25 protein-coding genes are annotated in these 22,425 nt (G+C 54.1%); 14 read left to right on the top strand and 11 right to left on the bottom strand.

What is annotated here, in order from left to right; genetic code table 11:
* Window positions 1-2 precede the first annotated feature (2 nt).
* Window positions 3-1,031 (top strand): L-threonine 3-dehydrogenase, encoded by a 1,029-nt coding sequence (tdh, locus tag NP77_RS13830; RefSeq protein ID WP_039660577.1) that lies wholly within the window; start codon window positions 3-5, stop codon window positions 1,029-1,031.
* A gap of 28 nt (window positions 1,032-1,059) precedes the next feature.
* On the opposite strand, the gene NP77_RS13835 is transcribed toward tdh, so the two are convergent.
* From NP77_RS13835 to envC, 4 genes are all read right to left on the bottom strand, one after another.
* Window positions 1,060-1,971, bottom strand: a complete 912-nt coding sequence (locus NP77_RS13835) for a hypothetical protein (RefSeq protein WP_039660580.1) — start codon at window positions 1,969-1,971, stop codon at window positions 1,060-1,062.
* Window positions 1,964-3,193: a glycosyltransferase gene (locus NP77_RS13840; RefSeq protein ID WP_039660583.1), complete on the bottom strand. Its 1,230-nt coding sequence runs from the start codon at window positions 3,191-3,193 to the stop codon at window positions 1,964-1,966. Before NP77_RS13840 ends, NP77_RS13835 begins: the two co-directional genes overlap by 8 nt.
* A 103-nt stretch (window positions 3,194-3,296) precedes the next feature.
* The gene (locus NP77_RS13845; RefSeq protein WP_231572334.1) at window positions 3,297-4,199 is read right to left on the bottom strand and encodes a divergent polysaccharide deacetylase family protein; all 903 of its coding nucleotides are present in this window, start codon (window positions 4,197-4,199) and stop codon (window positions 3,297-3,299) included.
* A 3-nt stretch (window positions 4,200-4,202) separates the two neighbouring features.
* A complete protein-coding gene (gene envC, locus NP77_RS13850) occupies window positions 4,203-5,504 on the bottom strand; it encodes a murein hydrolase activator EnvC (protein ID WP_003851287.1) in 1,302 nt (433 codons plus the stop codon).
* Between the two features lie 252 nt (window positions 5,505-5,756).
* On the opposite strand from envC, the gene NP77_RS13855 reads away from it, so the two are divergent.
* The 5 genes from NP77_RS13855 (at window position 5,757) to cysE (ending at window position 8,877) form a co-directional block, all read left to right on the top strand.
* Window positions 5,757-6,188, top strand: coding sequence for a rhodanese-like domain-containing protein (locus NP77_RS13855; protein WP_003851285.1), 432 nt, complete (start codon window positions 5,757-5,759; stop codon window positions 6,186-6,188).
* 19 nt (window positions 6,189-6,207) lie between these two features.
* The gene (grxC, locus tag NP77_RS13860) at window positions 6,208-6,462 is read left to right on the top strand and encodes a glutaredoxin 3 (protein ID WP_008926942.1); all 255 of its coding nucleotides are present in this window, start codon (window positions 6,208-6,210) and stop codon (window positions 6,460-6,462) included.
* Between the two features lie 38 nt (window positions 6,463-6,500).
* Entirely contained in the window at window positions 6,501-6,971 is a 471-nt protein-coding gene (gene secB, locus NP77_RS13865; protein ID WP_003851281.1) for a protein-export chaperone SecB, read from the top strand.
* Complete coding sequence (gene gpsA, locus NP77_RS13870) at window positions 6,971-7,987, top strand: NAD(P)H-dependent glycerol-3-phosphate dehydrogenase (protein ID WP_003851280.1); 1,017 nt, start codon at window positions 6,971-6,973, stop codon at window positions 7,985-7,987. Before secB ends, gpsA begins: the two co-directional genes overlap by 1 nt.
* Window positions 7,988-8,055: 68 nt before the next feature.
* Window positions 8,056-8,877, top strand: coding sequence for a serine O-acetyltransferase (cysE, locus tag NP77_RS13875; RefSeq protein WP_003851279.1), 822 nt, complete (start codon window positions 8,056-8,058; stop codon window positions 8,875-8,877).
* On the opposite strand, the gene trmL is transcribed toward cysE, so the two are convergent.
* Genes trmL through cpxR form a run of 3 tightly spaced genes read right to left on the bottom strand, consistent with a single transcriptional unit; the run spans window position 8,874 to window position 11,454 of the window.
* Window positions 8,874-9,347, bottom strand: a complete 474-nt coding sequence (gene trmL, locus NP77_RS13880) for a tRNA (uridine(34)/cytosine(34)/5-carboxymethylaminomethyluridine(34)-2'-O)-methyltransferase TrmL (RefSeq protein WP_003851277.1) — start codon at window positions 9,345-9,347, stop codon at window positions 8,874-8,876. The genes cysE and trmL overlap by 4 nt on opposite strands.
* A gap of 35 nt (window positions 9,348-9,382) precedes the next feature.
* Window positions 9,383-10,762, bottom strand: a complete 1,380-nt coding sequence (gene cpxA, locus NP77_RS13885) for an envelope stress sensor histidine kinase CpxA (protein WP_003851276.1) — start codon at window positions 10,760-10,762, stop codon at window positions 9,383-9,385.
* Entirely contained in the window at window positions 10,759-11,454 is a 696-nt protein-coding gene (gene cpxR, locus NP77_RS13890) for an envelope stress response regulator transcription factor CpxR (protein WP_003851274.1), read from the bottom strand. The genes cpxA and cpxR overlap by 4 nt, the downstream gene beginning before the upstream one ends.
* 148 nt (window positions 11,455-11,602) lie before the next feature.
* On the opposite strand from cpxR, the gene cpxP reads away from it, so the two are divergent.
* From cpxP to NP77_RS13920, 6 genes are all read left to right on the top strand, one after another.
* Complete coding sequence (gene cpxP / locus NP77_RS13895) at window positions 11,603-12,112, top strand: cell-envelope stress modulator CpxP (RefSeq protein WP_003851271.1); 510 nt, start codon at window positions 11,603-11,605, stop codon at window positions 12,110-12,112.
* 455 nt (window positions 12,113-12,567) lie between these two features.
* Window positions 12,568-12,723, top strand: coding sequence for a general stress protein (locus tag NP77_RS13900; protein WP_003851267.1), 156 nt, complete (start codon window positions 12,568-12,570; stop codon window positions 12,721-12,723).
* Window positions 12,724-12,966: 243 nt separating this feature from the next.
* Window positions 12,967-13,869 carry a CDF family cation-efflux transporter FieF gene (fieF, locus tag NP77_RS13905; RefSeq protein WP_003851265.1) on the top strand — a complete coding sequence of 301 codons (903 nt, stop codon included), beginning with the start codon at window positions 12,967-12,969 and terminating at the stop codon, window positions 13,867-13,869.
* Window positions 13,870-14,076: 207 nt separating this feature from the next.
* The gene (pfkA, locus tag NP77_RS13910) at window positions 14,077-15,039 is read left to right on the top strand and encodes a 6-phosphofructokinase (RefSeq protein ID WP_003851263.1); all 963 of its coding nucleotides are present in this window, start codon (window positions 14,077-14,079) and stop codon (window positions 15,037-15,039) included.
* A 144-nt stretch (window positions 15,040-15,183) separates the two neighbouring features.
* Complete coding sequence (locus NP77_RS13915; protein ID WP_003851261.1) at window positions 15,184-16,173, top strand: sulfate ABC transporter substrate-binding protein; 990 nt, start codon at window positions 15,184-15,186, stop codon at window positions 16,171-16,173.
* A 161-nt stretch (window positions 16,174-16,334) separates the two neighbouring features.
* Window positions 16,335-17,108, top strand: a complete 774-nt coding sequence (locus NP77_RS13920; RefSeq protein ID WP_039660588.1) for a CDP-diacylglycerol diphosphatase — start codon at window positions 16,335-16,337, stop codon at window positions 17,106-17,108.
* 28 nt (window positions 17,109-17,136) lie between these two features.
* Here NP77_RS13920 and tpiA read toward each other — a convergent pair whose 3' ends face one another.
* Complete coding sequence (gene tpiA / locus NP77_RS13925) at window positions 17,137-17,904, bottom strand: triose-phosphate isomerase (RefSeq protein ID WP_003851259.1); 768 nt, start codon at window positions 17,902-17,904, stop codon at window positions 17,137-17,139.
* A 120-nt stretch (window positions 17,905-18,024) separates the two neighbouring features.
* Entirely contained in the window at window positions 18,025-18,615 is a 591-nt protein-coding gene (locus NP77_RS13930; RefSeq protein WP_003851254.1) for a DUF1454 family protein, read from the bottom strand.
* 98 nt (window positions 18,616-18,713) lie between these two features.
* Here NP77_RS13930 and NP77_RS13935 point away from each other — a divergent pair, with 98 nt between their 5' ends.
* Window positions 18,714-19,148, top strand: a complete 435-nt coding sequence (locus tag NP77_RS13935; protein ID WP_003851252.1) for a DUF805 domain-containing protein — start codon at window positions 18,714-18,716, stop codon at window positions 19,146-19,148.
* Here the strand turns inward: NP77_RS13935 and fpr are convergent.
* Window positions 19,139-19,885: a ferredoxin--NADP(+) reductase gene (fpr, locus tag NP77_RS13940; RefSeq protein WP_003851251.1), complete on the bottom strand. Its 747-nt coding sequence runs from the start codon at window positions 19,883-19,885 to the stop codon at window positions 19,139-19,141. The two genes, NP77_RS13935 and fpr, sit on opposite strands and share 10 nt — an antisense overlap.
* Window positions 19,886-20,158: 273 nt before the next feature.
* Between fpr and emrD the strand changes: the two genes are divergently transcribed.
* Complete coding sequence (emrD, locus tag NP77_RS13945) at window positions 20,159-21,352, top strand: multidrug efflux MFS transporter EmrD (RefSeq protein ID WP_003851249.1); 1,194 nt, start codon at window positions 20,159-20,161, stop codon at window positions 21,350-21,352.
* Here the strand turns inward: emrD and glpX are convergent.
* The gene (gene glpX / locus NP77_RS13950) at window positions 21,342-22,352 is read right to left on the bottom strand and encodes a class II fructose-bisphosphatase (RefSeq protein WP_003851247.1); all 1,011 of its coding nucleotides are present in this window, start codon (window positions 22,350-22,352) and stop codon (window positions 21,342-21,344) included. The genes emrD and glpX overlap by 11 nt on opposite strands.
* Window positions 22,353-22,425: the final 73 nt, after the last annotated feature.

Below are 22,425 nucleotides of genomic sequence, written 5' to 3' on the forward strand. Positions count from 1 at the left end.
TCATGAAAGCACTCGCCAAACTGAAGAAGGAAGAGGGCATCTGGATGGTGACCGATGCGCCGGTTCCTGAGCCCGGTCATAATGATCTGCTGATTAAAATTCGTAAAACCGCCATCTGCGGCACCGATGTCCATATCTATAACTGGGATGACTGGTCACGCAAAACCATCCCGGTACCGATGATTGTCGGTCATGAATATGTGGGTGAGGTGGTTGCGATAGGACAGGAAGTGAAAGGCTTTACGATTGGCGATCGGGTCTCAGGTGAGGGGCATATCACCTGTGGGCACTGCCGCAACTGCCGCGCTGGACGCACGCATCTATGCCGGAATACGATGGGCGTGGGCGTTAACCGCCAGGGGTGCTTCGCGGAATATCTGGTCATTCCGGCCTTCAATGCGTTCAAAATACCCGACAATATTTCTGATGAGCTGGCGGCAATCTTCGACCCCTTCGGCAACGCCGTACATACCGCACTGTCGTTTGATCTGGTCGGCGAGGATGTGCTGATCTCCGGCGCAGGCCCAATTGGCATTATGGCTGCAGCGGTCTGTCGCCATGTCGGCGCACGTAACGTTGTGATCACGGACATCAATGAGTACCGCCTGGAGCTGGCGCGGAAAATGGGTGTCACGCGTGCGGTCAATGTGGCGAATGAGAACTTGCGGGATGTGATGCATTCGCTGGGTATGACGGAAGGGTTTGATGTCGGGCTCGAAATGTCCGGTGCACCGCCTGCGTTTCGTAGCCTGCTGGAGGTGATGAACCACGGCGGGCGGATTGCATTGCTGGGCATTCCGCCGGGGGAGATGGCGATCGACTGGAATCAGGTGATCTTCAAAGGGCTTTTTATCAAGGGAATTTATGGCCGCGAAATGTTTGAAACCTGGTACAAGATGGCAGCACTGATCCAGTCCGGCCTCGATTTAACGCCTGTAATCACCCATCGTTTTGGCATTGACGATTTCCAGCAGGGCTTTGATGAGATGCGTTCAGGACGCTCGGGAAAAGTGATACTGAGCTGGGATTAAATTAACGGCCGCAGGGGCGGCCGCGTGATTAGCTTTGCTTCTTCTCTTCGTCGGTCAGGTAGCGCACTTTGCGCGTGTAGTCCTGACCTTTGAAGTTCAGCGGCTGTTGCGGATCGGCGAGGTATTTTTGCCATTCCGACAGCGGGAATCCGCCATGTGCGCCAACCACTTCAGGTGGGATCACCGCCGACTGTCCGCCAATTTTCTTCGAGACTGGCCAGTTAGCCCATTCCCCCAGATTGACGGTTTTAATATCCAGCATGTCCAGTAACACCGCCAGCGGGAGCTGATCGGTAGGCGGCTGGCTGTCGTTCATTAAATTCCAGGTATCATTAAACAGCGTCAGCCACAGCGGTGAAATACGCTGCCAGACTTCTCGCGTAGCAGCCAGGTAAGCGCCGTTAACGTGGTCTGTCAGATAGGGCCTGATACTGTGCGGATAATAGGCGGGAATCGCTTCATCCGGCGCTCCCTCCAGCTTGGCAATCATTTTCCCCTGACGAAAACTGGAGTAAAGATGGCCTGGACCCATCATGATTTCAGGCATCTTAAGCAGATTGAGGTCGGAATCGATCATCAGAATGCCGTCGCCTTTTGCCTGCAGGGGCGCCTGCAATTTGATTAAACGGCTGCGATAGATCTGTTTGTAACGGTAGCTCTCTTCCCGGTGTGGGACATCCAGCGTTGCCACGCGGGTTTTTACGGGCAGGCTGCCAAAGGCGTGAGTGGGCTGATCGCTGACTATCACAATCTCTTCTGCTTCTGTCGCAAAGCGCGCCGCAAAATCAGCACTGAGCAGGGCTTCTTCAATATAGTCCGCGCCAGTGCAGGGAATCACGACAGACGTGACCGGCACAGTGCCCTGAACCGCTCTATTCGAATAAGGCAGGTTATGGCGCGCTCTGATATGACGGTAACGGGGATTCAAAAAATTAAGCATGAGGTTTCTTTTTGGCGACGCTTTGCAAAATATTCTCGACGCCGCTGATATAGGTTTCAATAGCGTACTGTTCACGTACGCGTTTCGCTGCCGCATTGGTCAGGCGCTGACGTAACTCCGCATCCTGCCACAGCGCAGTCAGATGCTGTGTCAGTTGCACCACGTTGCCATAATCAAACAGCAACCCGGTTTCATCATGACTGATCAATTCGGCAGTGCCGACTACGCGGGAGCCCACGACGGTGGTATTTACCAGCATCGCCTCCAGCACAACCCGTGGCAAGCCTTCACTGCGTGAGGCAAGAATAAAGGTATCAAAGGCTGTAAGGTAATCCATCGCATTGTTCTGGAAGCCCGTAAAGACCACGTGATGCTGGATGTTCTCTGCGGTAGCCAGTTGCAACAGATGCTGAAGCTCCGGGCCCGCTCCGACAATCATCATTCGCCAGTCTGCATCGGGGTTGGCGCGTTTAAAACGGCCCAGAGCCTGCAGAATGTGGTGATTAGATTTACGTAATATCAGGGAGCCGATCGTGCCAAACACAAAGGTCGACGGTGAGAGTTTAAAACGCTGGCGTACGTCAAGACGGCTGGGCAGAGGCTGGTGGATATCGATAGCATTACTGACGGTAAAACAGCGCTCCGCTTCCACGCCATGGCGGCGTAAGGTGTCACTAACACCCTGTGACACGGCAATGACCGCCTGACAATCCTGATTAACCATGTTAACCAGCCGCGGTTCCAGAACCGGATCGATACGGCAGTGCTGAACCACCGCGACCGGCAGGCTGCGCGCCGCCAGATAACCTTCCACATTGGTGCTGGGCTGGTTATTCATGTAGAGCGTGTCAAATTTCCCCAGTTGCAGCAATGAATTGATTTTGATGGCATTAGGCATAATGCGCCAGTGTGTATCAACTTTATCAATGGTGCGTTTCCTGAGTTTTTTATTGAAAAACAGCAGCGCCCGTGCGGCTTCTTTTATAAATTTGGCCCAGCGTGGTTGCCTGATTTGCGGAATAAAAAAGACCGGAATAGCCAGCGCATTCAGCGTGGCTTCGATGGTTTCGTCGTTGCCACGGCTGTAGTTGTGATAGAAGCAGCAGGTAATATCGAACTTTTGACGATCGATACGTTTCAACAGCTCCAGCATGCTGTTGGTGCCGCCGCCCCACTCTCTGCCGTTGTCCAGCAGCAGGATTTTTTGTTTATTAATCGTCATCCCTACACTGTTCCCGCAAAGCCCGTTATTGCCCGACCCAGGATTATAGTAATTTCTGTGCATAAATGAACGCTAAGCTCAGCACTTAGCATTCATGGCAAATTCAGAACAGATTTTTCAGCGTCCTAAACAGCGGACTGTTATTCACACTTTCGGCAATGACCGTCAAGGCTCTGGTCGCCGGAACCGGCGTCAGCGGCTGCTTCGGTTTACATATGTCGGCAGGCCGGAAGCGTGGCGTCACCGGTTTTGTCGGTGCCACAGGCGTCCGTGCGTTGTTGTGAAGAGATTCGTTCAATAGCTCGCTGGGGCGAACCAGCGTAATGTCGGCTGGCAGCGTGGGTAACATCTGCTGCAGCACCCGTACGGTGTTAGGGTGAGGATGCCCAATGGCAATGGCGTACCCATCGCGCTGCGCCAGCTTTACCGCCCGACTGAACTGCTGGCGGATGGCGTTGATATCCTGGCTGTCATCAAGGAAGACCCGGCGTTTTAACACTTTGACCTGGGTACCCTGAGCGGCAGGAATAGCCTGACTATTGGCGATGGTCATGCTATCAAGAAAGTAGAGATTATAGTGGTTCAGCGCCTGCATCACCTTCTGCATACCGGGCAGGCTTGAGGTCATCCTGCTGCCCATATGATTGTTCAGACCCACGGCATAAGGCACGTTGTTAACCGCATTGCGCATGATGCGGGCGACCTCTTCGCTGCTCATCTCCGGCGTTAAGGTATCTTTTTCCAGCGGCTGTTTGCTCAGCGGCGCCATGGGCAGATGGATCAACACTTCGTGACCCCCCTGATGCGCTTTAATTGCCATTTCACGGGCATGGGGTGCGTTGGGTAATACCGCTACTGAAATAGCCTGGGGCATCTGCAGGACCTTGTTCTCTTCTGCAGGGCGATAGCCAACATCATCAATGACAATGGACAGTTTGCCCGCCTGCGCAGCGGAGCAGAACAGCAGGGCGCTCATCAGAACGGGGAGTTTTCGACGTTGCAGCAAAACTTATTTTCCTAACCACGGGAGTGGATTGACGGCCTGTCCCTGACGTCGGATTTCAAAATAGAGCGATGGGGTACCGCGGCCACCACTGGTGCCCACCAGTGCAATAGGCTGTCCTGCCTTCACCTGCGTACCCACGCTCACCAGCGCACTTTGGTTGTAGCCATACAGACTCATATCACCTTTACCGTGTTCCAGCACCACCACCAGACCGTAGCCCTGTAACCAGTCGGCCATCAGCACACGGCCATCGGCGATAGCTTTCACCTCGGTACCTTCCCGCGCATCAATTACCAGGCCTTTCCAGCGAAGTTCACCCTGTAGTTGTTCACCAAAGCGATGTTCAATGCGTCCGCGAACCGGCCACAACGCCTGACCGCCCGCACGACCGAGCCCACCAGTACGCGCCACCAGTTCGCGTTCGCTCTGGGTCGGCTGATAGCTGGAGCCTTTGGCTTTCGCCTGCGCCTGACGCTGACGCACTTTTTCAGCCTCACGCGCTTCGCGGGCTGCACGCTCGCGCGCCTCACGTTCCGCCCGGGCGATTTTATCCTGCAGACGGCTTTCATTCTGGCGCATCTCGACCAGATCGGCCTGATCTTTTTCCAGCGCGCTTTCCAGCGACGTCAGGGTTTTTTTACGTGCTTCGCTCGCCTGTTGCAGCTTCTGCTGCTGGCCCTGCTGCTGTGCCAGTAAGTCTTTCTGCTGCTGTTGCTTTTGCTCAAGTGTGACGCGTTGCTGATTTAAGTCCTGACGCGTCTTTTGCAGCGATTCAATGCTTTTCTGGCGGGCAGCATTCATATAACCAAAATAGGCCAGAATACGCTCACTGCGCTGGCTCTCTTCACCGCCCATCAAAAGCTGTACTCCGTTGTGCTTACCCTGACGAAACGCCGCATCAAGCTGCTCGGATAACAGGCTTTCCTGTTGGGTTTGCTGTTTTTCAAGACGGGCGATGGAGGTGGTGAGCTGTTTGATCTCACTATTCAGGGCGCTGAGGCTATTGCGGGTGTCACGCAGCTGACGGCTTGCCTGCGCGATGATTTTTTCCTGGCTTTGCAGCTGATCCAGTAATTTGCTGCGTTGCACCTTCTGCGCTTTGACGCTTTTCTCTTTCTCAGCAATGTTTTGCTGAATGGACTGCAGCTGAGATTTGCTGTCTTCTGCACTTTGGGCTGCGGCAGGCAATAACAGTGCCCCCGCACAAAGCAGGCTAAGGGAGAGGCTGGACAGGTGTATGAACAACGGCAGGTTATCGCCGTTGCGACGGGTCCTTGTGTGCGAAACGGTTGTTTTTCCCTTCATAGGCCAATGATTATTCCACGATGAACCGCCGCTTACCAGTGCTCCCCACTGGCATTTGCTTTTCCAGTTATGTCTACTTTCGCAATGACATACATTAAGCCTTACGCCATTTTTGCTATTCAGCCACTTTTTTTGGAAAATGGCGCACAAATCGATACTCTGGCCGCATAGCATCTGTACATGCGAAGTGGCGCAGGTATACTCAGAACCCTTGTTTTAGCTTATTAGCCCGGTCTGGAGTCGTTACCCCTCATGCAAGAAATTATGCAGTTTGCAAGCAATCACCCCATCCTGAGTCTGGCATGGGTCGTTTTACTTGTTCTGGTGATTGTGACTACCGTTAAAGGAATGTTCTCTAAGGTAAAAACGATCAGCCGCGGTGAAGCAACCCGCCTGATTAACAAAGAGGACGCGGTAGTGGTAGACGTGCGTTCGCGCGACGATTTCCGCAGAGGGCATATTTCAGGCGCTGTAAATGTGGCAGCCGCTGAGATTAAAAAAGGCAACATCGACGAACTGGCAAAGCACAAAGCACAGCCCATAATTGTGGTATGTGCAACCGGACAAAGCGCGGGTGATTCTGCTGCGCACCTTAGCGCTGCAGGCTTTGAGCAGGTTTCAGTGCTGAAAGATGGTATCAGTGGCTGGAGTGGTGAAAATCTGCCATTAGTCCGCGGTAAATAATCATACAGAGGTGTTGATCATGGCAAATGTTGAAATGTATACCAAGGCCACCTGTCCTTACTGCCATCGGGCGAAGGCGCTGTTAACGCAAAAAGGCGTATCGTTTCAGGAGATCCCTATTGATGGGGACATGGCGAAACGCGAAGAGATGATCAAGCGTAGCGGCCGTACCACCGTGCCTCAGATTTTTATTGATGCGCAGCACATTGGCGGCTGCGATGACTTATTCGCACTCGATAATCGCGAAGGTTTAGATCCCTTACTGCAGGCGTAATTTTACGCCGGACAATCTCATACATAGGATTTGGTCACATGTCAGAACATAACTCGAACGAAATGCAATTCCAGATTCAGCGCGTCTTCACCAAAGACATCTCTTTTGAAGCGCCTAATGCCCCGCAGGTTTTCCAGAAAGAGTGGGAACCGGACGTTAAACTGGATCTGGACACTGCATCTTCACAGCTGGCTGACGAAGTTTACGAAGTGGTACTTCGTGTGACTGTAACCGCGACTGTGGGCGAAGAGACGGCTTTCCTGTGTGAAGTTCAGCAGGCCGGTATCTTCACCATCAGCGGTATCGAAGGAACGCAGATGGCACATTGCCTGGGTGCATACTGCCCGAACATTCTGTTCCCGTACGCTCGCGAATGCATTACCAGCCTGGTATCCCGTGGTACCTTCCCGCAGCTGAACCTGGCACCGGTTAACTTTGATGCGCTGTTCATGAACTATCTGCAGCAGCAGCAAGGTGAAGAAGGTGCTGAACCACATCAGGATGCCTGATGGAAACTCACGCTTCGATTAGCGTCATCGGTGCCGGTTCTTACGGCACCGCTTTGGCGATTACGCTGGCCCGTAACGGCCATCCGGTGCTGTTGTGGGGACATAACCCGACGCATCTGGCTCAACTTCAGAATGACCGCTGTAACACCGCTTTCCTGCCCGATGTGCCGTTTCCCGACAATCTTTCCCTTGAATCTGATCTGACCAAAGCTATTGCTGCCAGCCGCGACTTATTGATCGTGGTGCCGAGTCATGTCTTTGGCGATGTGCTGCAGCAGATCAAGCCTCATCTGCGACCAGACTCACGCATTGTCTGGGCGACTAAAGGGCTGGAAAAAGAGACGGGTCGTCTGCTGCAGGATGTGGCGCGTGAAATTGTCGGCGATACTATTCCGCTGGCCGTCATCTCCGGACCCACTTTTGCGAAAGAACTGGCAGCCGGATTACCGACCGCCATCGCGCTGGCCGCAACGGATGCGCAGTTTGCAGACGACCTGCAGCAGAAACTGCACTGCGGTAAGAGCTTCCGTGTTTATAACAACCCTGACTTTATTGGCGTACAGCTCGGCGGCGCAGTAAAAAACGTGATTGCTATCGGAGCGGGAATCTCCGACGGAATAGGTTTTGGCGCGAATGCGCGTACCGCACTGATCACCCGCGGTCTGACTGAAATGAGCCGGTTAGGTGCAGCGCTGGGTGCCGATCCCACGACGTTTATGGGCATGGCCGGTCTGGGCGATCTGGTACTGACCTGTACTGATAATCAGTCGCGTAACCGCCGTTTTGGCATGATGCTGGGCCAGGGCGAGGATGTAGATAGCGCACAACGCATTATCGGACAAGTTGTAGAAGGCTATAGAAACACCAAAGAAGTCAAGGCATTGGCTGCGCGGCTGGGTGTGGAAATGCCGATTACCGAGCAGATTTATCAGGTGCTGTATTGCGAAAAACCGGCGAGAGATGCAGCATTGAGCTTGCTGGGACGCACAAGGAAGGACGAAAACAGCACTGGCTAACGCAGGACGCGTAGCATCATTACCTGCAGCGCCCATTCAGGCGCTTTTTTTATCGGGAGAAAGCAGCAATGTCGTCTGATGAGTTAGAACTGGTCTGGAACAATATCAAAGCAGAAGCGCGTGCCCTGGCTGATTGTGAGCCGATGCTTGCCAGCTTCTTCCACGCGACATTGCTAAAACATGAAAATCTCGGTAGCGCACTGAGTTATATGCTGGCCAACAAGCTGGCTAACCCGATTATGCCCGCCATCGCCATTCGTGAAATCGTTGAAGAAGCCTATCGTGAAGATCCGTCGATGATTATGTCAGCGGCTTACGATATTCAGGCTGTGCGTCAGCGCGACCCGGCAGTGGATAAATACTCTACGCCGCTGCTCTACCTTAAAGGTTTTCACGCCTTACAGGCCTACCGCATTGGCCACTGGCTGTGGAATGAAGGCCGGCGCGCACTGGCGGTTTACCTGCAGAACGAAATCTCTGTCTCCTTTGCCGTCGATATTCACCCCGCCGCCCATATTGGCCACGGCATTATGCTCGACCATGCCACAGGCATAGTGATTGGTGAAACCGCCGTGGTGGAAAATGATGTTTCGATTCTGCAATCGGTGACGCTGGGCGGTACCGGCAAAACCAGTGGAGACCGTCATCCGAAAATCCGTGAAGGGGTGATGATTGGTGCCGGCGCGAAAGTCCTTGGCAATATTGAAGTCGGCAAGGGAGCAAAAATCGGTGCCGGTTCCGTGGTGTTACAGCCCGTGCCGCCGCACACCACTGCCGCAGGCGTTCCCGCGCGTATCGTCGGTAAGCCAGGCAGTGAGAAGCCGTCGATGGATATGGATCAGCACTTCAATGGCAGCCTGGCCGGTTTTCAGTTTGGCGACGGCATCTAGTCTTTGATCAGCGCGCCCGCGTAATCAAGCTGGCGCCACGCTTCATAAACCACAACCGATACAGCATTCGACAAATTCATACTCCGGCTTTCTGCTCTCATCGGGATGCGGATTTTTTGCTGCGCCGGTAACGCGGCCAGGATCTCGGCAGGCAATCCGCGGCTCTCCGGCCCAAACAGCAGATAATCGCCCGCCTGATAGGCGACGGCGCTGTGTGCAGGCGTCCCTTTGGTCGTCAGTGCAAACAGACGCTCAGGCGACTCAGTGGCGATAAACGCCTGATAGTCAGCATGGAATTTGATGGCGGTGAATTCGTGATAATCCAGCCCGGCGCGACGTAAGCGCTTGTCATCCCAGGCAAAGCCGAGCGGCTGAATCAAATGAAGCTGAAAGCCCGTATTGGCGCAAAGGCGGATGATATTGCCGGTATTCGGCGGAATTTCTGGTTCAAACAAGACAATGTTAAGCATAAGGCCCCCGATGACAGGGGCCGAAGCATAGCAAATTATTGACGGCCGGAGGAGTAGAGCGGCAACCAGAGGGTCAGACGCAAACCGCCTAATGGACTGTCATCGGCTTTAACCCAGCCGCGATGTTGCTGCACGGCCGTTTCGACAATTGCCAGGCCAAGACCGGTGCCGCCTGATTCGCGATCGCGCGCTTCATCGGTTCGATAGAAAGGACGGAAAATCTGTTCACGATCTTCCGGACTCACGCCAGGACCATCATCATCGACGTGGACCGTGATACCGGAAATATCAACGGAGAAGCTGACGCTGATGTGCGTGTGTGAATAGCGCAGCGCATTGCGCACAATATTTTCCAGCGCACTCTCCAGCGCATGAGGGTTCCCATAAAGCGGCCACGGGCCTGGCGGATAGGGGATATCCATCTTCTTGCCCATCTGCTCAGCTTCGAAACGGGCATCTTCCAGCACCCCATTCCACAATTGATTTGCCTTCATTGCTTCGCTGACCAGCGCATTTTTATGCTGGGTGCGGGAGAGCACCAACAGATCGTTAATCATGCCATCGAGACGCTGTGCTTCCATCTCAATGCGGCCCAGCTCTTTACCTTCACCCTGACGCCGACGCAGCAGGGCGGTAGCCAGTTGCAGGCGGGTCAGTGGGGTGCGAAGTTCATGACTGATATCCGATAACAGACGTTGCTGACCGGTCATCATCCGTTCCAGCGCACTGACCATCTGGTTAAAGCTGGAACCCGCAGCCAGAAACTCCTGCGGACCCGACTCCAGTTCCGGATGCTGACGTAGATTCCCGCTTGCGACTTCGTCAGCAGCATATTTCAGCTTACGTGCCGGACGTGCCAGGCTCCAGGCCAGCCACAGCAGCAGCGGTGAGCTGATGAGCATGGTGACGATAAGCAGCAGCAACGGACGGTCAAACAGCAGATTGACGAAGTCGAGCTGAGAGCTATTGGCGGGACGGATCATGTAAAGCTGGTAGTTATCTTCGCCATCGCGAACGGCAAAAGGCCCTACCAGCTCAACGCGACCATATTTCTTCTTCTGAGGATGATCGGCATTGTCAGACTGGCCGATAAAATTGCGGATAACCTGCATTTCATTATGTTGCGCGCCAATCACCCGACCTTCACTGGTTACTAACAGCAGCCGCTGACCCGGCGGTGCCCATTTTTCCACGGCACGAAACAGACGACGCCACCACATCAGATCGTTAGGGGGATCCTGTGACAGCTCTGCTTCAACGTGTTGCTCAATCATGATGCCCTGCCGCTGTTCACTTTCCAGCAGCGAGGTCATCTGTCGTGAATCGAGCTTGGGAACCATCAACACCAGCATCAACACCAGCGCCAGCGTCAACCAGAAGATGGCGAAGATACGGGTGGTCAGACTTCCAATCATGATGCGGAAACCATCAGGTAGCCACGGCCACGTAAGGTTTTAAACCAGGGATGACCATCACGGCGCTCAGGCAGCTTGCGACGCAGATTCGAGATATGCATATCAATGGCACGGTCAAAAGGTGTCAGGCGTTTGCCCAGCACTTCCTGGCTCAGATGTTCACGCGACACGACCTGGCCCAGGTGCTGCGCCAGCAGATAGAGCAGGGTGAATTCTGTGCCGGTCAAATCCAGCGTAACGTCATCAAAACTGGCCTCCTGACGGCCGGGATTGAGTCTCAGACAGTCCACTTCCAGTGTGGGCGAGCTGTTGTCGTGTTGCTGCTGTTCACTCCAGTTAGAACGCCGCAAAATAGCGCGGATACGCGCCACCAGCTCGCGATCGTTAAACGGCTTAGGCAGATAGTCATCTGCGCCCAGTTCGAGGCCCAGAACACGATCCAGCTCGCTGCCGCGCGCCGTTAGCATGATGACGGGGGTTTGATGTTGCTGACGCAGTTCTTTCAGAGTGTCGATACCGTTTTTCTTCGGCATCATGACATCCAGTAAAAGCAAATCAATCGAGTTATCGATCAGGTTCAGCGCTTGTTCACCATCACTGGCGACGACCACTTCAAACCCTTCCATTTCTAACAGTTCTTTCAAAAGCGAAGTTAATTCGCGGTCGTCATCTACCAACAGGATTTTATTCATTTTTGTAGCCCTCCGCAGGCAAAATACCGTGTTCCTGGCGCACCTATCCATCGCTTTACGTAGTTTTACACCCCCTGACGGATGTTTGCAGCTGTCGCCGTACACTGGCTCTCGTTGAATCGCAAAACGGAACGAACTGGAGTATACGATGCGCAAATTAACCGCCGTCGTCCTTGCCTCAGCGATGGCTCTGAGTGTCGCCAGCGCAGATGCTAAAGATGCGACGACGATTGACGAGATGCATCATGGCGGATTGCCGACAGGCAGTATGACGCAAAATCCGCAAAGCCACATGTTCGACGGCATCGAGCTGACTGAAGAACAGCGTCAGCAGATGCGAGACCTTATGCAACAGGCAAGACATGATCGCCCGGTCGTTCATATTGACGATATCGCTGCATTACACGAATTAGTGACTGCAGACCAGTTTAACGAAGCGGCCATTCGCCAAAAGGCGGAAGTCATCGCCAGAGTTCAGGTTGAACAACAGGTCGAGATGGCGCGCGTACAGAATCAAATGTTTCAACTGCTAACGCCGGCCCAGCAGTCCGCGTTACAGAAAAATTACCAGCGGCGACTTAACGAGCTGCGACAGTTTTCGAATTTGCAGTCAGCTTCATCGCTGCAGGCAGTGAGTAGTACCAGCAGTAACCAGTAATATAGTATCCCTGTTTTCCTTGCCATAGACACATCCCTGTCTTCCCCCACCATGATGGTGGGGGTTTTTTTTTATCTTTTTTTCACTTTTTTTATTTTGACAGGAATCATCACCGCACAACAAAACCCCCGTTTTATTAGCGCTTGTCGGGAATTTGTTGGGAAGAATCGCTGATTTCTTAATATCTGGAACACGCTGTAAATTTAAGCGAGCCGGTGAGCATTTTTTCATCATGAAAATATCATAACTTACTGAAACTAAATGAATTGCAGACAAGTCATTAACATTTTAATCATATTTTTCAGTGAGATACATTCCCCGCGTTACGCTTGCTGGCTCAGTCACACCTTCTACACTAAATCCTGTCACTGCAGGGAAGTTAAGTGTCTTTGCGAAGTCTCAGGGAGCAACAACCACATTATGTAGTCCTGATAAATCTATTAACGGAGTAAGTTATGGCAGAGCATCGTGGTGGTTCAGGTAATTTCGCAGATAATCCGCAAAAAGCGTCTGAAGCTGGCAAAAAAGGCGGACAGAACAGCGGCGGCGGAAATTTCAAAAACGATCGTGAAAAAGCATCTGAAGCCGGGAAAAAAGGCGGCAAAAAGTAGTCGCCGACACGTTCCTGGAATTAGCCCGCGGCTGAAAGTAGCCAGGCAATGATGTGTATAACACTTCGCCCCGTCCTTCCCAGGCCGGGGCTTGTTTTTTGTACCTGCTTATTCCTGTCGCGATTTCAAAACAGCCTTCTTCATCGAATGACCTCCTAAGCACAGCCCGCCTCCCGGTGTTAAACTTCAGCCATTCATCTATTTAAGTGTGCATCTTCACTGATGCTGCATAGGGAATCTGGCATGCAACACTCTTATGGCCGACTGGTAAAGCGTGCTGCGCTCGCTGCCACCATTCTTGCGTCTGTGCTGTTACTCGTGAAAATTTTTGCCTGGTGGTACACCGGTTCAGTGAGTTTGCTGGCTTCACTGGTGGACTCGCTGGTGGATATCGCTGCATCGCTAACCAACCTGCTGGTGGTGCGCTATGCGCTGCAGCCTGCTGATGAAAATCACACGTTCGGGCACGGCAAAGCGGAGTCGCTGGCGGCGCTGGCACAAAGTATGTTTATCTCCGGCTCGGCACTGTTTCTGTTTCTGACCGGCCTGCAGCATCTTGCCTCCCCCAGCGAGATGCGGGCGCCGGGTGTTGGTATTGTAGTAACCATTGTGGCACTGAGCTCAACGCTGGTACTGGTTGCCTTTCAGCGCTGGGTAGTGCGTAAAACCCGCAGTCAGGCCATTCGGGCTGACATGCTGCACTATCAATCCGACGTCATCATGAATGGCGCCATACTGATTGCGCTGGTGCTGAGCAGCTATGGCGTTGTACGGGCGGATGCCCTGTTTGCGCTGGGGATTGGTGTTTTCATTCTTTATAGCGCATTGCGGATGGGCTACGAAGCCGTACAGTCATTGCTGGATCGCGCATTGCCGGAAAATGAACGGCAGCAAATCCTGACGCTTGCGACAAACTGGCCGCAGGTGCAGGGCGTACATGATCTGCGAACCCGGCAGTCCGGCCCGACCAAATTTATTCAGCTTCATCTGGAACTGGAAGATCAGCTGCCACTGGTTCAGGCGCATCGGGTTGCCGACCAGGTTGAGAAAGCATTACGCAAAGAATTTCCCGGGTCTGACGTAATTATCCATCAGGATCCCTGTTCTGTGGTACCGTCTGAGACCAGGGACTCTTTAGGTTTTTAACGTAAATGAATCAAATCGATACGGAAGGGATGACGTAGCGCTAACTTTGCTGCAAAAAATAGTGAAAAGTTGTCTGACCTGAATCAATTCAGCAGCAAGCCTTTGATATACTATCTGCCATCACATGTCGCGCTAATCGTGAAATGATCTTCTGCAGCGATCGACAGGCAGGATTAACCCTTAGTTTTGAACAATCCAGAGGTTGTCATGATCAAAAAAATTGGTGTATTAACCAGCGGCGGTGACGCCCCAGGCATGAACGCAGCTATTCGTGGAGTGGTACGTTCCGCGCTGAGTGAAGGACTGGAAGTTTTTGGGATCTATGATGGCTATCTGGGATTGTACGAAGATCGCATGATCAATCTTGATCGCTACAGCGTCTCCGACATGATTAACCGCGGCGGCACTTTCCTGGGCTCAGCGCGTTTCCCCGAGTTCCGTAATGAAGATGTGCGCCAGGTTGCCATTGAGAACATGAAAAAGCGCGGCATTGATGCACTGGTGGTGATTGGTGGTGACGGATCTTACATGGGTGCTAAGCGCCTGACTGAAATGGGCTTCCCCTGCATTGGTTTGCCAGGCACCATCGATAACGATGTGGCCGGAACGGATTACACCATCGGTTATTTCACTGCACTGGAAACCGTGGTTGAAGCGATTGACCGTCTTCGCGACACCTCTTCCTCGCATCAGCGTATCTCGATTGTTGAAGTGATGGGCCGCTACTGTGGCGATCTGACCCTGGCGGCGGCGATTGCCGGTGGCTGCGAGTTCATCGTCCTGCCAGAATTCCCGTACACCCGCGAAGAGCTGGTAGCGGAAATCAAAGCAGGCATCGCCAAAGGTAAAAAGCACGCTATCGTGGCGATTACTGAGCACATCTGCGATATCGACGACCTGGCGCGTTTCATTGAAACAGAAACCAAACGTGAAACCCGTTCGACCGTTCTGGGCCATATTCAGCGTGGCGGTGCACCTTGTGCGTATGACCGTATCCTGGCGTCACGCATGGGCGCTTACTCCATTGAACTGCTGATGCAGGGTTACGGTGGCCGTTGCGTGGGTATTCAGAATGAGAAGATGGTGCATCACGACATCGTCGACGCGATTGAAAACATGAAACGTCCGTTCAAGCGCGACTGGCTCGACACGGCGAAAAAACTCTACTGATTCTTCTGCGGGGGTGTGCTGCACAGCATGCCCCGGCATATACCCGCTATATTCCCCCCGGTTATAACAGCTTATTTTTAATTCTTTTAGCTCTGTAATGGTTTATGTCACGCTTAGCCCATAACGACATTGGGAGAGTGCGTAATGAACAAGTGGAGTATCGGCGTTACCCTGTTGCTGGCCTCAACCAGCGTTCTGGCGAAAGACATTCAGCTGTTAAACGTTTCCTACGATCCAACCCGTGAGCTGTACGAACAGTACAACAAAGCGTTTAGTGCGCACTACAAACAGGAAACCGGCGATAATGTCGTGGTCCGTCAGTCGCACGGTGGCTCCGGCAAGCAGGCAACTTCAGTGATTAACGGCATCCGTGCGGATGTGGTTACGCTGGCGTTGCAATCGGATGTCGATGCTATTGCAGAACGCGGTCGTATTGATAAGAACTGGATTCAGCGTCTGCCAGACAACTCCGCGCCTTACACCTCCACCATTGTCTTCCTGGTCCGCAAAGATAATCCCAAGGGCATTCACGACTGGAGCGACCTGACTAAACCCGGTGTGTCTGTGATTACCCCTAACCCGAAAACCTCTGGCGGCGCACGCTGGAACTATCTGGCGGCCTGGGGCTGGGCGCTGGATCATAACAACGGCGATCAGGCCAAAGCGCTGGCGTACGTCAGAGCGCTGTTTAAAAACGTTGAGGTGCAGGATTCCGGTGCACGCGGCGCAACTAACACCTTCGTTGAACGCGGGATTGGTGATGTGCTGATTGCCTGGGAAAACGAAGCTTATCTGGCGGTTAACAAATTGGGTAAAGACAAGTTCGAGATTGTCACCCCGAGCGAATCGATTCTGGCTGAACCCACCGTGTCCGTGGTCGATAAAGTGGTAGATGAAAAGGGAACGCGCAAAGTCGCAGACGCCTATCTGAAATACCTCTACTCGCCAGAAGGTCAGACTATCGCTGCGCAGAACTACTATCGTCCGCGTGATGCTGAAATCGCGAAGAAATTTGCCAGCCAGTTTGCGCCGGTGAAGCTGTTTACCATCAAGGACAAATTTGGTGGCTGGGCAGAGGCTCAGAAAGCGCACTTCGCCGATGGCGGCAGCTATGACCAGGTCATGAAACCGTAATACGTTGCGGTCAGCGCTCCCTGCGCTGACCGCTCACCCGCAACAATCCCACCTTTCTCTTTTCTCTGCCCGGCTGCTGACTGATCTGCCCGAATTCCCCGTGACATTTTTTTCCCGCCAGGCGAGGATGCAGGCTGCTAAACCATTCAGGAAGCGTTGTTATGCCGACACATCGTCGTGCAACCAGTCTGGTTGCGGTTCTGCTGGTGCTGGTCATTGCGGGGATACTGGTTGCCGCACTGCATTTCAAAAAGAACAGTGATGCGCTGTGGCAGATTGTCAGCGAGAAATGTGTGCCTCATCAGCAGAGCAGCGGAGACCCGGCGCCCTGTCAGCGTGTCGATCAGCAGCATCGCTATGCCATGCTGAAAGATATGCATGGTCCATTGCAGTATCTGCTGATCCCGCTCGACAAAATCACCGGCATCGAAAGCCCACGGTTACTGCAACCCGCTACGCCCAACTACTTTGCCCTTGCCTGGCATGAACGCTCTCTGCTTGCAGAGCGACGCGGCTCTCCCATTGATGATCGGGTTCTTTCACTGGCGATCAATTCACAGTATGGCCGTACGCAGAATCAACTCCATATTCATCTCTCCTGTCTGCGACCCGATGTGCGTCAGCAGCTGGATCGGCTGACGCCGCAGCTTAGCGGTCAGTGGCAGGACATTACGCTGCGTAAGCACCGCTACTGGCTGCGAGCTCTGACGCCAGATGAACTGACTCAGCAGAGTGCCTTTATCCGGCTGGCCGATGAGCGGCCAGAGGCGCGCACAGAGATGGGGAAATATGGTCTGGCACTGGCGGAATTAAGCGATGGGCGACTGGTGCTGATGGCGATAGAGCGGAACTGGCTGCTGCTGAACAGGGGTTCGGCGGAGGAAGTGCAGGATCACGCCTGTGAGCTGATTGCGCCCATAAAAAAGGCGGCTTAAGCGCCGCCCTTGACCGGAATGCTAATGCTTAGGCGCTTTTTGCCGCCGCCGCTGCTTTAACGATTACCGCGAAAGCATCTGCTTTCAGTGACGCACCGCCAACCAGCGCGCCATCGATATCAGGCTGGGTGAACAGCTCAGCAGCATTCTTGTCGTTCACTGAGCCGCCATACTGAATGATGACCTGTTCTGCGATAGCCGCATCTTTCTTCGCAATATGATCACGAATGAATTTGTGCACGGCCTGTGCCTGAGCAGGGGTCGCAGATTTGCCGGTACCGATGGCCCAGACGGGCTCATACGCGATAACCGCATCTTTAAACGCTTCGGCGCCCTGCGTTTCCAGAACGGCATCCAGCTGACGAGCGCAGACTTCTTCAGTTTTACCCGCTTCGTTTTCCGCTTCGGTTTCACCAATGCACAGCACAGGAACCAGGCCCACTGACTTCAGCACCGCATATTTCTTCGCGATGAACTCGTCGCTCTCTTTGTGATAAGTGCGGCGTTCTGAGTGACCGATGATGATATATTTCGCGCCGATATCTTTCAGCATCTCTGCGGAAACTTCACCGGTAAACGCGCCAGACAGGTTAACGTCCACGTTCTGCGCACCCAGTGCGATGTGGCTACCGGAGATGGCATGTTTTGCCTGCTCGAGATAGAGCGCTGGCGGTGCAATGGCCACGCCACAACCGTCAACGCCAGAGAGTTCCTTGCGCAGACCCGCGATCAGTTCAGCAGTGAGTTGCTTGCTGCCATTCAACTTCCAGTTACCCATAACCAGTGGATGTCGCATTCTATCCTCCGCATAACGCGATACATGAAAAATCGCTGCCAGCTGGCAGCGTTGTCTGCGAAACAGTATAGAGATCAAATGTAGCGATGGCTTTGCTTTTCGTCATTTTCAGCGACATCTTCAGGGGGGAGCGAGCGCAAGTTTTACCGGCTCGACAGCGAAGGTTAGCCCCTTGTCACCGTTATCAGCGACCACAAAGCGAAGCGCGCCATCGACCTGCGCAAAGTAAGGCAAATCCTTGCCCTCCTTCAGTAAGCTCTCCAGCTTTTTGCGTCCCTCGTCTGCACCTAATCCCGGTACAAAGAAGCGCAGCATAGCGGTCATGTAGGCCATGGCTTTTTGCTCAGAGGCGTTCTGATCCGGGCCAGGCAGTGGCAGCCAGGTGATCTGCAGCGTCTTGATTTTGCCGGTACCGGGCTCCAGCGCGGTAGACGCATAGAGCGTCTCGTTAATTTTGCTGGCAGCACGCGTCAGGTTACTTTTGTCGCCCCGATTATCAATGGCGCGATATTCCGGCAGCATCAGCGTCGCATTAGCCAGATTATACTTTTCGCGAAACTGGCCGATAGTCATATCAAAGGTGGGCGCACCCGCCAGCAGGTAGGGCGCGGTGGGTAATGCATCGGGCCGTTCCTGCGGTGGCGGATCGGCGGCAAAGACCGGAACCGTCAGCGCAAACGATAACAGCAGTGCGCCAGGCAAATTCTTCATTTTGTCGATCCTAACCCGTAAACTCAGGCGCAAATTAAAACGGTTTTTATCCGCGAGGTCAAAAGCGCGGCGGTTCTTTTCTCTCTGGATGATAATGCATGACGTTACAACAATGGTGTTTTTCCTGGCGTGGCAGGCTGGGACGACGTGATTTCTGGATCTGGCAGGCAGTCTGGTTGCTGACAACGACACTGTTATTTACCCTGGCAGCAAACGACTGGGTTGATACCCAGATGGCGGCTTTCGGCGTGGTCTGCCTGTTGTGGCCCGCCAGCGCGGTCATTGTAAAACGTCTGCACGATCGTAATCGTCCCGGCTACTGGGGATTTCTGGTGATAGTGGCCTGGCTGCTGGTGGCGGGAAACTGGAGCATGCTGGGCGGCATTCTGCCCTGGCTGCTGGGTCGCGCCATTCCCTTTGTGTTATTCGCTGGCCTGCTGCTCGAACTCGGCGTTTTTCGCGGCACCCCCGGCGCTAACCGGTTTGGTACCGCGACGCAGCCGGTGCGATACCGGCAACTCGCTCACCAGTAATGTTCGCTGGTGATATGGCCCGGCTTGCGCTTCAGGTGCTTACGCATCTCGCGCGTCTCTTTCAGTAACTGCTGGGTGTCGCGCACCATCTGAGGGTTGCCGCACAGCATCACATGGCTGCTGTCGGCATCCAGTGTTAATCCGGTGGCACGCTCCAGCTCGCCATTTTCGATCAGCGCCGGAACCCGGCCCGTCAGCGAACCGGGGATCGTTTCGCGGCTCACCACCGTCTGGATGTGCAGCTTGCCCTGATAACGCTGTTGCAGCTGCTGCATCAGTGGCAGAAAGCTCAGGTCGTCCGCATAGCGTGCGGCATGGACCAGCACGATGTTTTCAAAGCGATCCAGTCCTTCGCCCTGCTGAAGCATAGAAAGGTAAGGGCCAATAGCGGTGCCGGTTGCCAGCATCCATAATGTTCTGCACGCCGGAACTTCATCAAGGACAAAGAATCCTGCGGCTTCTTTCGTGACCATCACCTGATCGCCAGGCTGAAGGGCCTGCAGATGCGGACTCAGCTTGCCATCGGGCACGGTAACCAGGTAAAACTCCAGCAGGTCATCCTTTGGCGCATTGACGAAAGAGTAAGCGCGCTGCACCCGCTCGCCGTCAATTTCCAGAGCCAGTTTGGCAAATTGCCCCGCGATAAAGGGATCGATGGGCGCTGTTACCCGCAGACTGAACAGCGCATCCGTCCAGTTTTTCACTTCCTTTACTTCAGCATTGACCCACTCAGCCATAATCACTCCCTGGTTGTTGATTATTCCGGCAGGTTTCTATTTTCGCGGCTGCCCGATGAGATTGCCAGCTTGTGGCCGGGCAAAGGCTCTAATCGACAAACTGTTGCTTTGTCTTTACAGGCTGGTGCATAAACTTGACAGGCGCAAGCCGGGACCTTTCGGCCTGCCTCTCGCTTTGTCATCTAATCCTGATATTTTGCCCGCCATAACAAGATGACTGGCGGGTGAACCGCTGTTTTAACCTCCTTTCACAGAAAGAAATTTTGCATAATCATGATTAGTAAACTGGAAAATCGCCCACTGCTGGTGATGCTCATTGTGCTGGTGGCTGTCGGGCAGATGGCGCAGACCATCTACGTCCCGGCGATGTCGGTGATGGCGGACGCGCTGAATGTGCGGGATGGCGCGCTGCAGCGTGTGATGGCGGCCTATCTGATGACCTATGGCGGATCCCAGCTGATCTACGGCCCGCTGTCAGACAGTGTCGGTCGGCGTCCGGTGATCCTTGCAGGCATGATGATCTTTATGATCGGCGCAATCACGGCATTGATGGCGACCTCACTCGATATGCTGGTGCTCGGCAGCGCGATTCAGGGACTGGGAACCGGCGTAGCTGGCGTAATGGCCCGCACCATGCCGCGTGATCTCTATGAGGGGCACGCGCTGCGCCGTGCCAACAGCCTGCTTAATATGGGCATTCTGGTCAGCCCGTTGCTGGCACCGGTGATTGGTGCACTGTTGACCCAGCTCTTTGGCTGGCACGCCTGTTTCGCCTTTCTGCTGCTGCTCTGTCTGGCGGTTACTTTGTCTATGGCGCGCTGGCTGCCGGAAACCCGGCCACAGAGTGCTGAAGTGACCCCGTTCTTCAAACGCTATGCCCGGCTGCTCAGCGACGCAAATTTCGTTCGCTACATTGTCCTGCTGATTGGTGCGCTGGCGGGCATTGCGGTATTTGAGTCGAGCTGTGGCGTGCTGCTCGGCGGCGTGCTCGGCCTGCACAGCCTGACCGTCAGTATCCTGTTCATTCTGCCCATTCCGGCGGCGTTCTTCGGTGCCTGGTTCGCGGGACGCGAGCAGGGTTCATGGCACAGTCTGATGTGGTGGGGCGTGAATAGCTGTCTGCTGGCGGGCATCCTGATGTGGATCCCGGCATGGTTTGGCGTAATGAATATCTGGACGCTGCTGGTTCCGGCCGCGCTGTTCTTCTTTGGGGCTGGCATGCTGTTCCCGCTGGCGACTTCAGGGGCAATGGAGCCGTATGCCTGGCTGGCGGGCAGCGCGGGTGCACTGATTGGCGGAATGCAGAATCTGGGATCGGGTCTTGTCGCGTGGCTTTCAGCCATGATGCCGCAGCGCGATCAGTTCAGCCTTGGCATGCTGATGTTCTTTACGGCACTGGTGATGCTGCTCTGCTGGTTGCCGCTCTCACGTCAGCCGGAGCGCGGCAACCAGCCGGTTACAGGATAAACGGATGGAGCGCCGGATCCTTACGGTCAAGATAATGAATCGACTGGATGCGGCGAATAGTGCGAGATTTACCGCGAATCAGCAGGGTTTCGCTGGTGGCGACATTGCCCTGACGCGTAATGCCTTTCAGTAGTTCGCCACTGGTAATGCCGGTGGCGGCAAACACTACGTTGTCATTGCGCGCCATCTCACCTAGCGTCAGCTTCTTACCCGCTTCAATCCCCATCTCCGCACAGCGCTGCAGCTCCTGCTCGCCGAGGCGACGGTTTTCAGCACTATCGCCTTTGACGTGATGACGCGCCAGCAGCCGACCCTGCATATCACCGTCCAGCGCACGGATCACCGCTGCTGAAACGACGCCTTCCGGTGCGCCGCCGATGCCATACATCACATCGACTTCGCTGTCTGGCATGCAGGTCAGAATTGAGGCGGCAACGTCACCATCCGGGAAGGTAAATACCCGCACGCCCAGCTGCTGTAACTCGCTAATCACCACATCATGACGTGGCTTAGCCAGGATGGATACGGTCAGCTGTGACAATGGCTTGTTCATCGCTATTGCGATATTACGCAGGTTAGTTTCAAGCGGCAGGTCGAGGTCGATCGCGCCCTGTGCTGCAGGACCCACAATCAGTTTTTCCATATACATGTCTGGAGCGTGCAGAAAGCTGCCTTTATCGCCCACGGCCATCACAGCCAGCGCATTCGCCTGGCCCAGTGCCGTCATGCGGGTACCCTCAATCGGATCGACGGCAATATCAACGGCATCGCCGTGACCGGTACCGACTTTTTCACCGATATAGAGCATCGGGGCTTCGTCGATTTCGCCCTCACCGATCACAATCTGACCGTCAATTTCAATGGAGTTCAGGACATGACGCATGGCATGGACAGCCGCACCGTCAGCCGCATTTTTGTCACCGCGTCCTAACCAGTGATAGCCTGCCAGGGCGGCAGCTTCGGTTACGCGGGAAAATTCAATGGCAAGTTCTCGTTTCATGGCATCTACCTGACAAAAAACCGGCAGGCAGTGTAACACAGCGGGGGAGTGGGGCGGGGAAAAGGCCCGCGAC

Source organism: Pantoea sp. MBLJ3, from assembly GCF_000816655.1.
Taxonomy (GTDB): Bacteria; Pseudomonadota; Gammaproteobacteria; order Enterobacterales; family Enterobacteriaceae; genus Pantoea; species Pantoea eucalypti.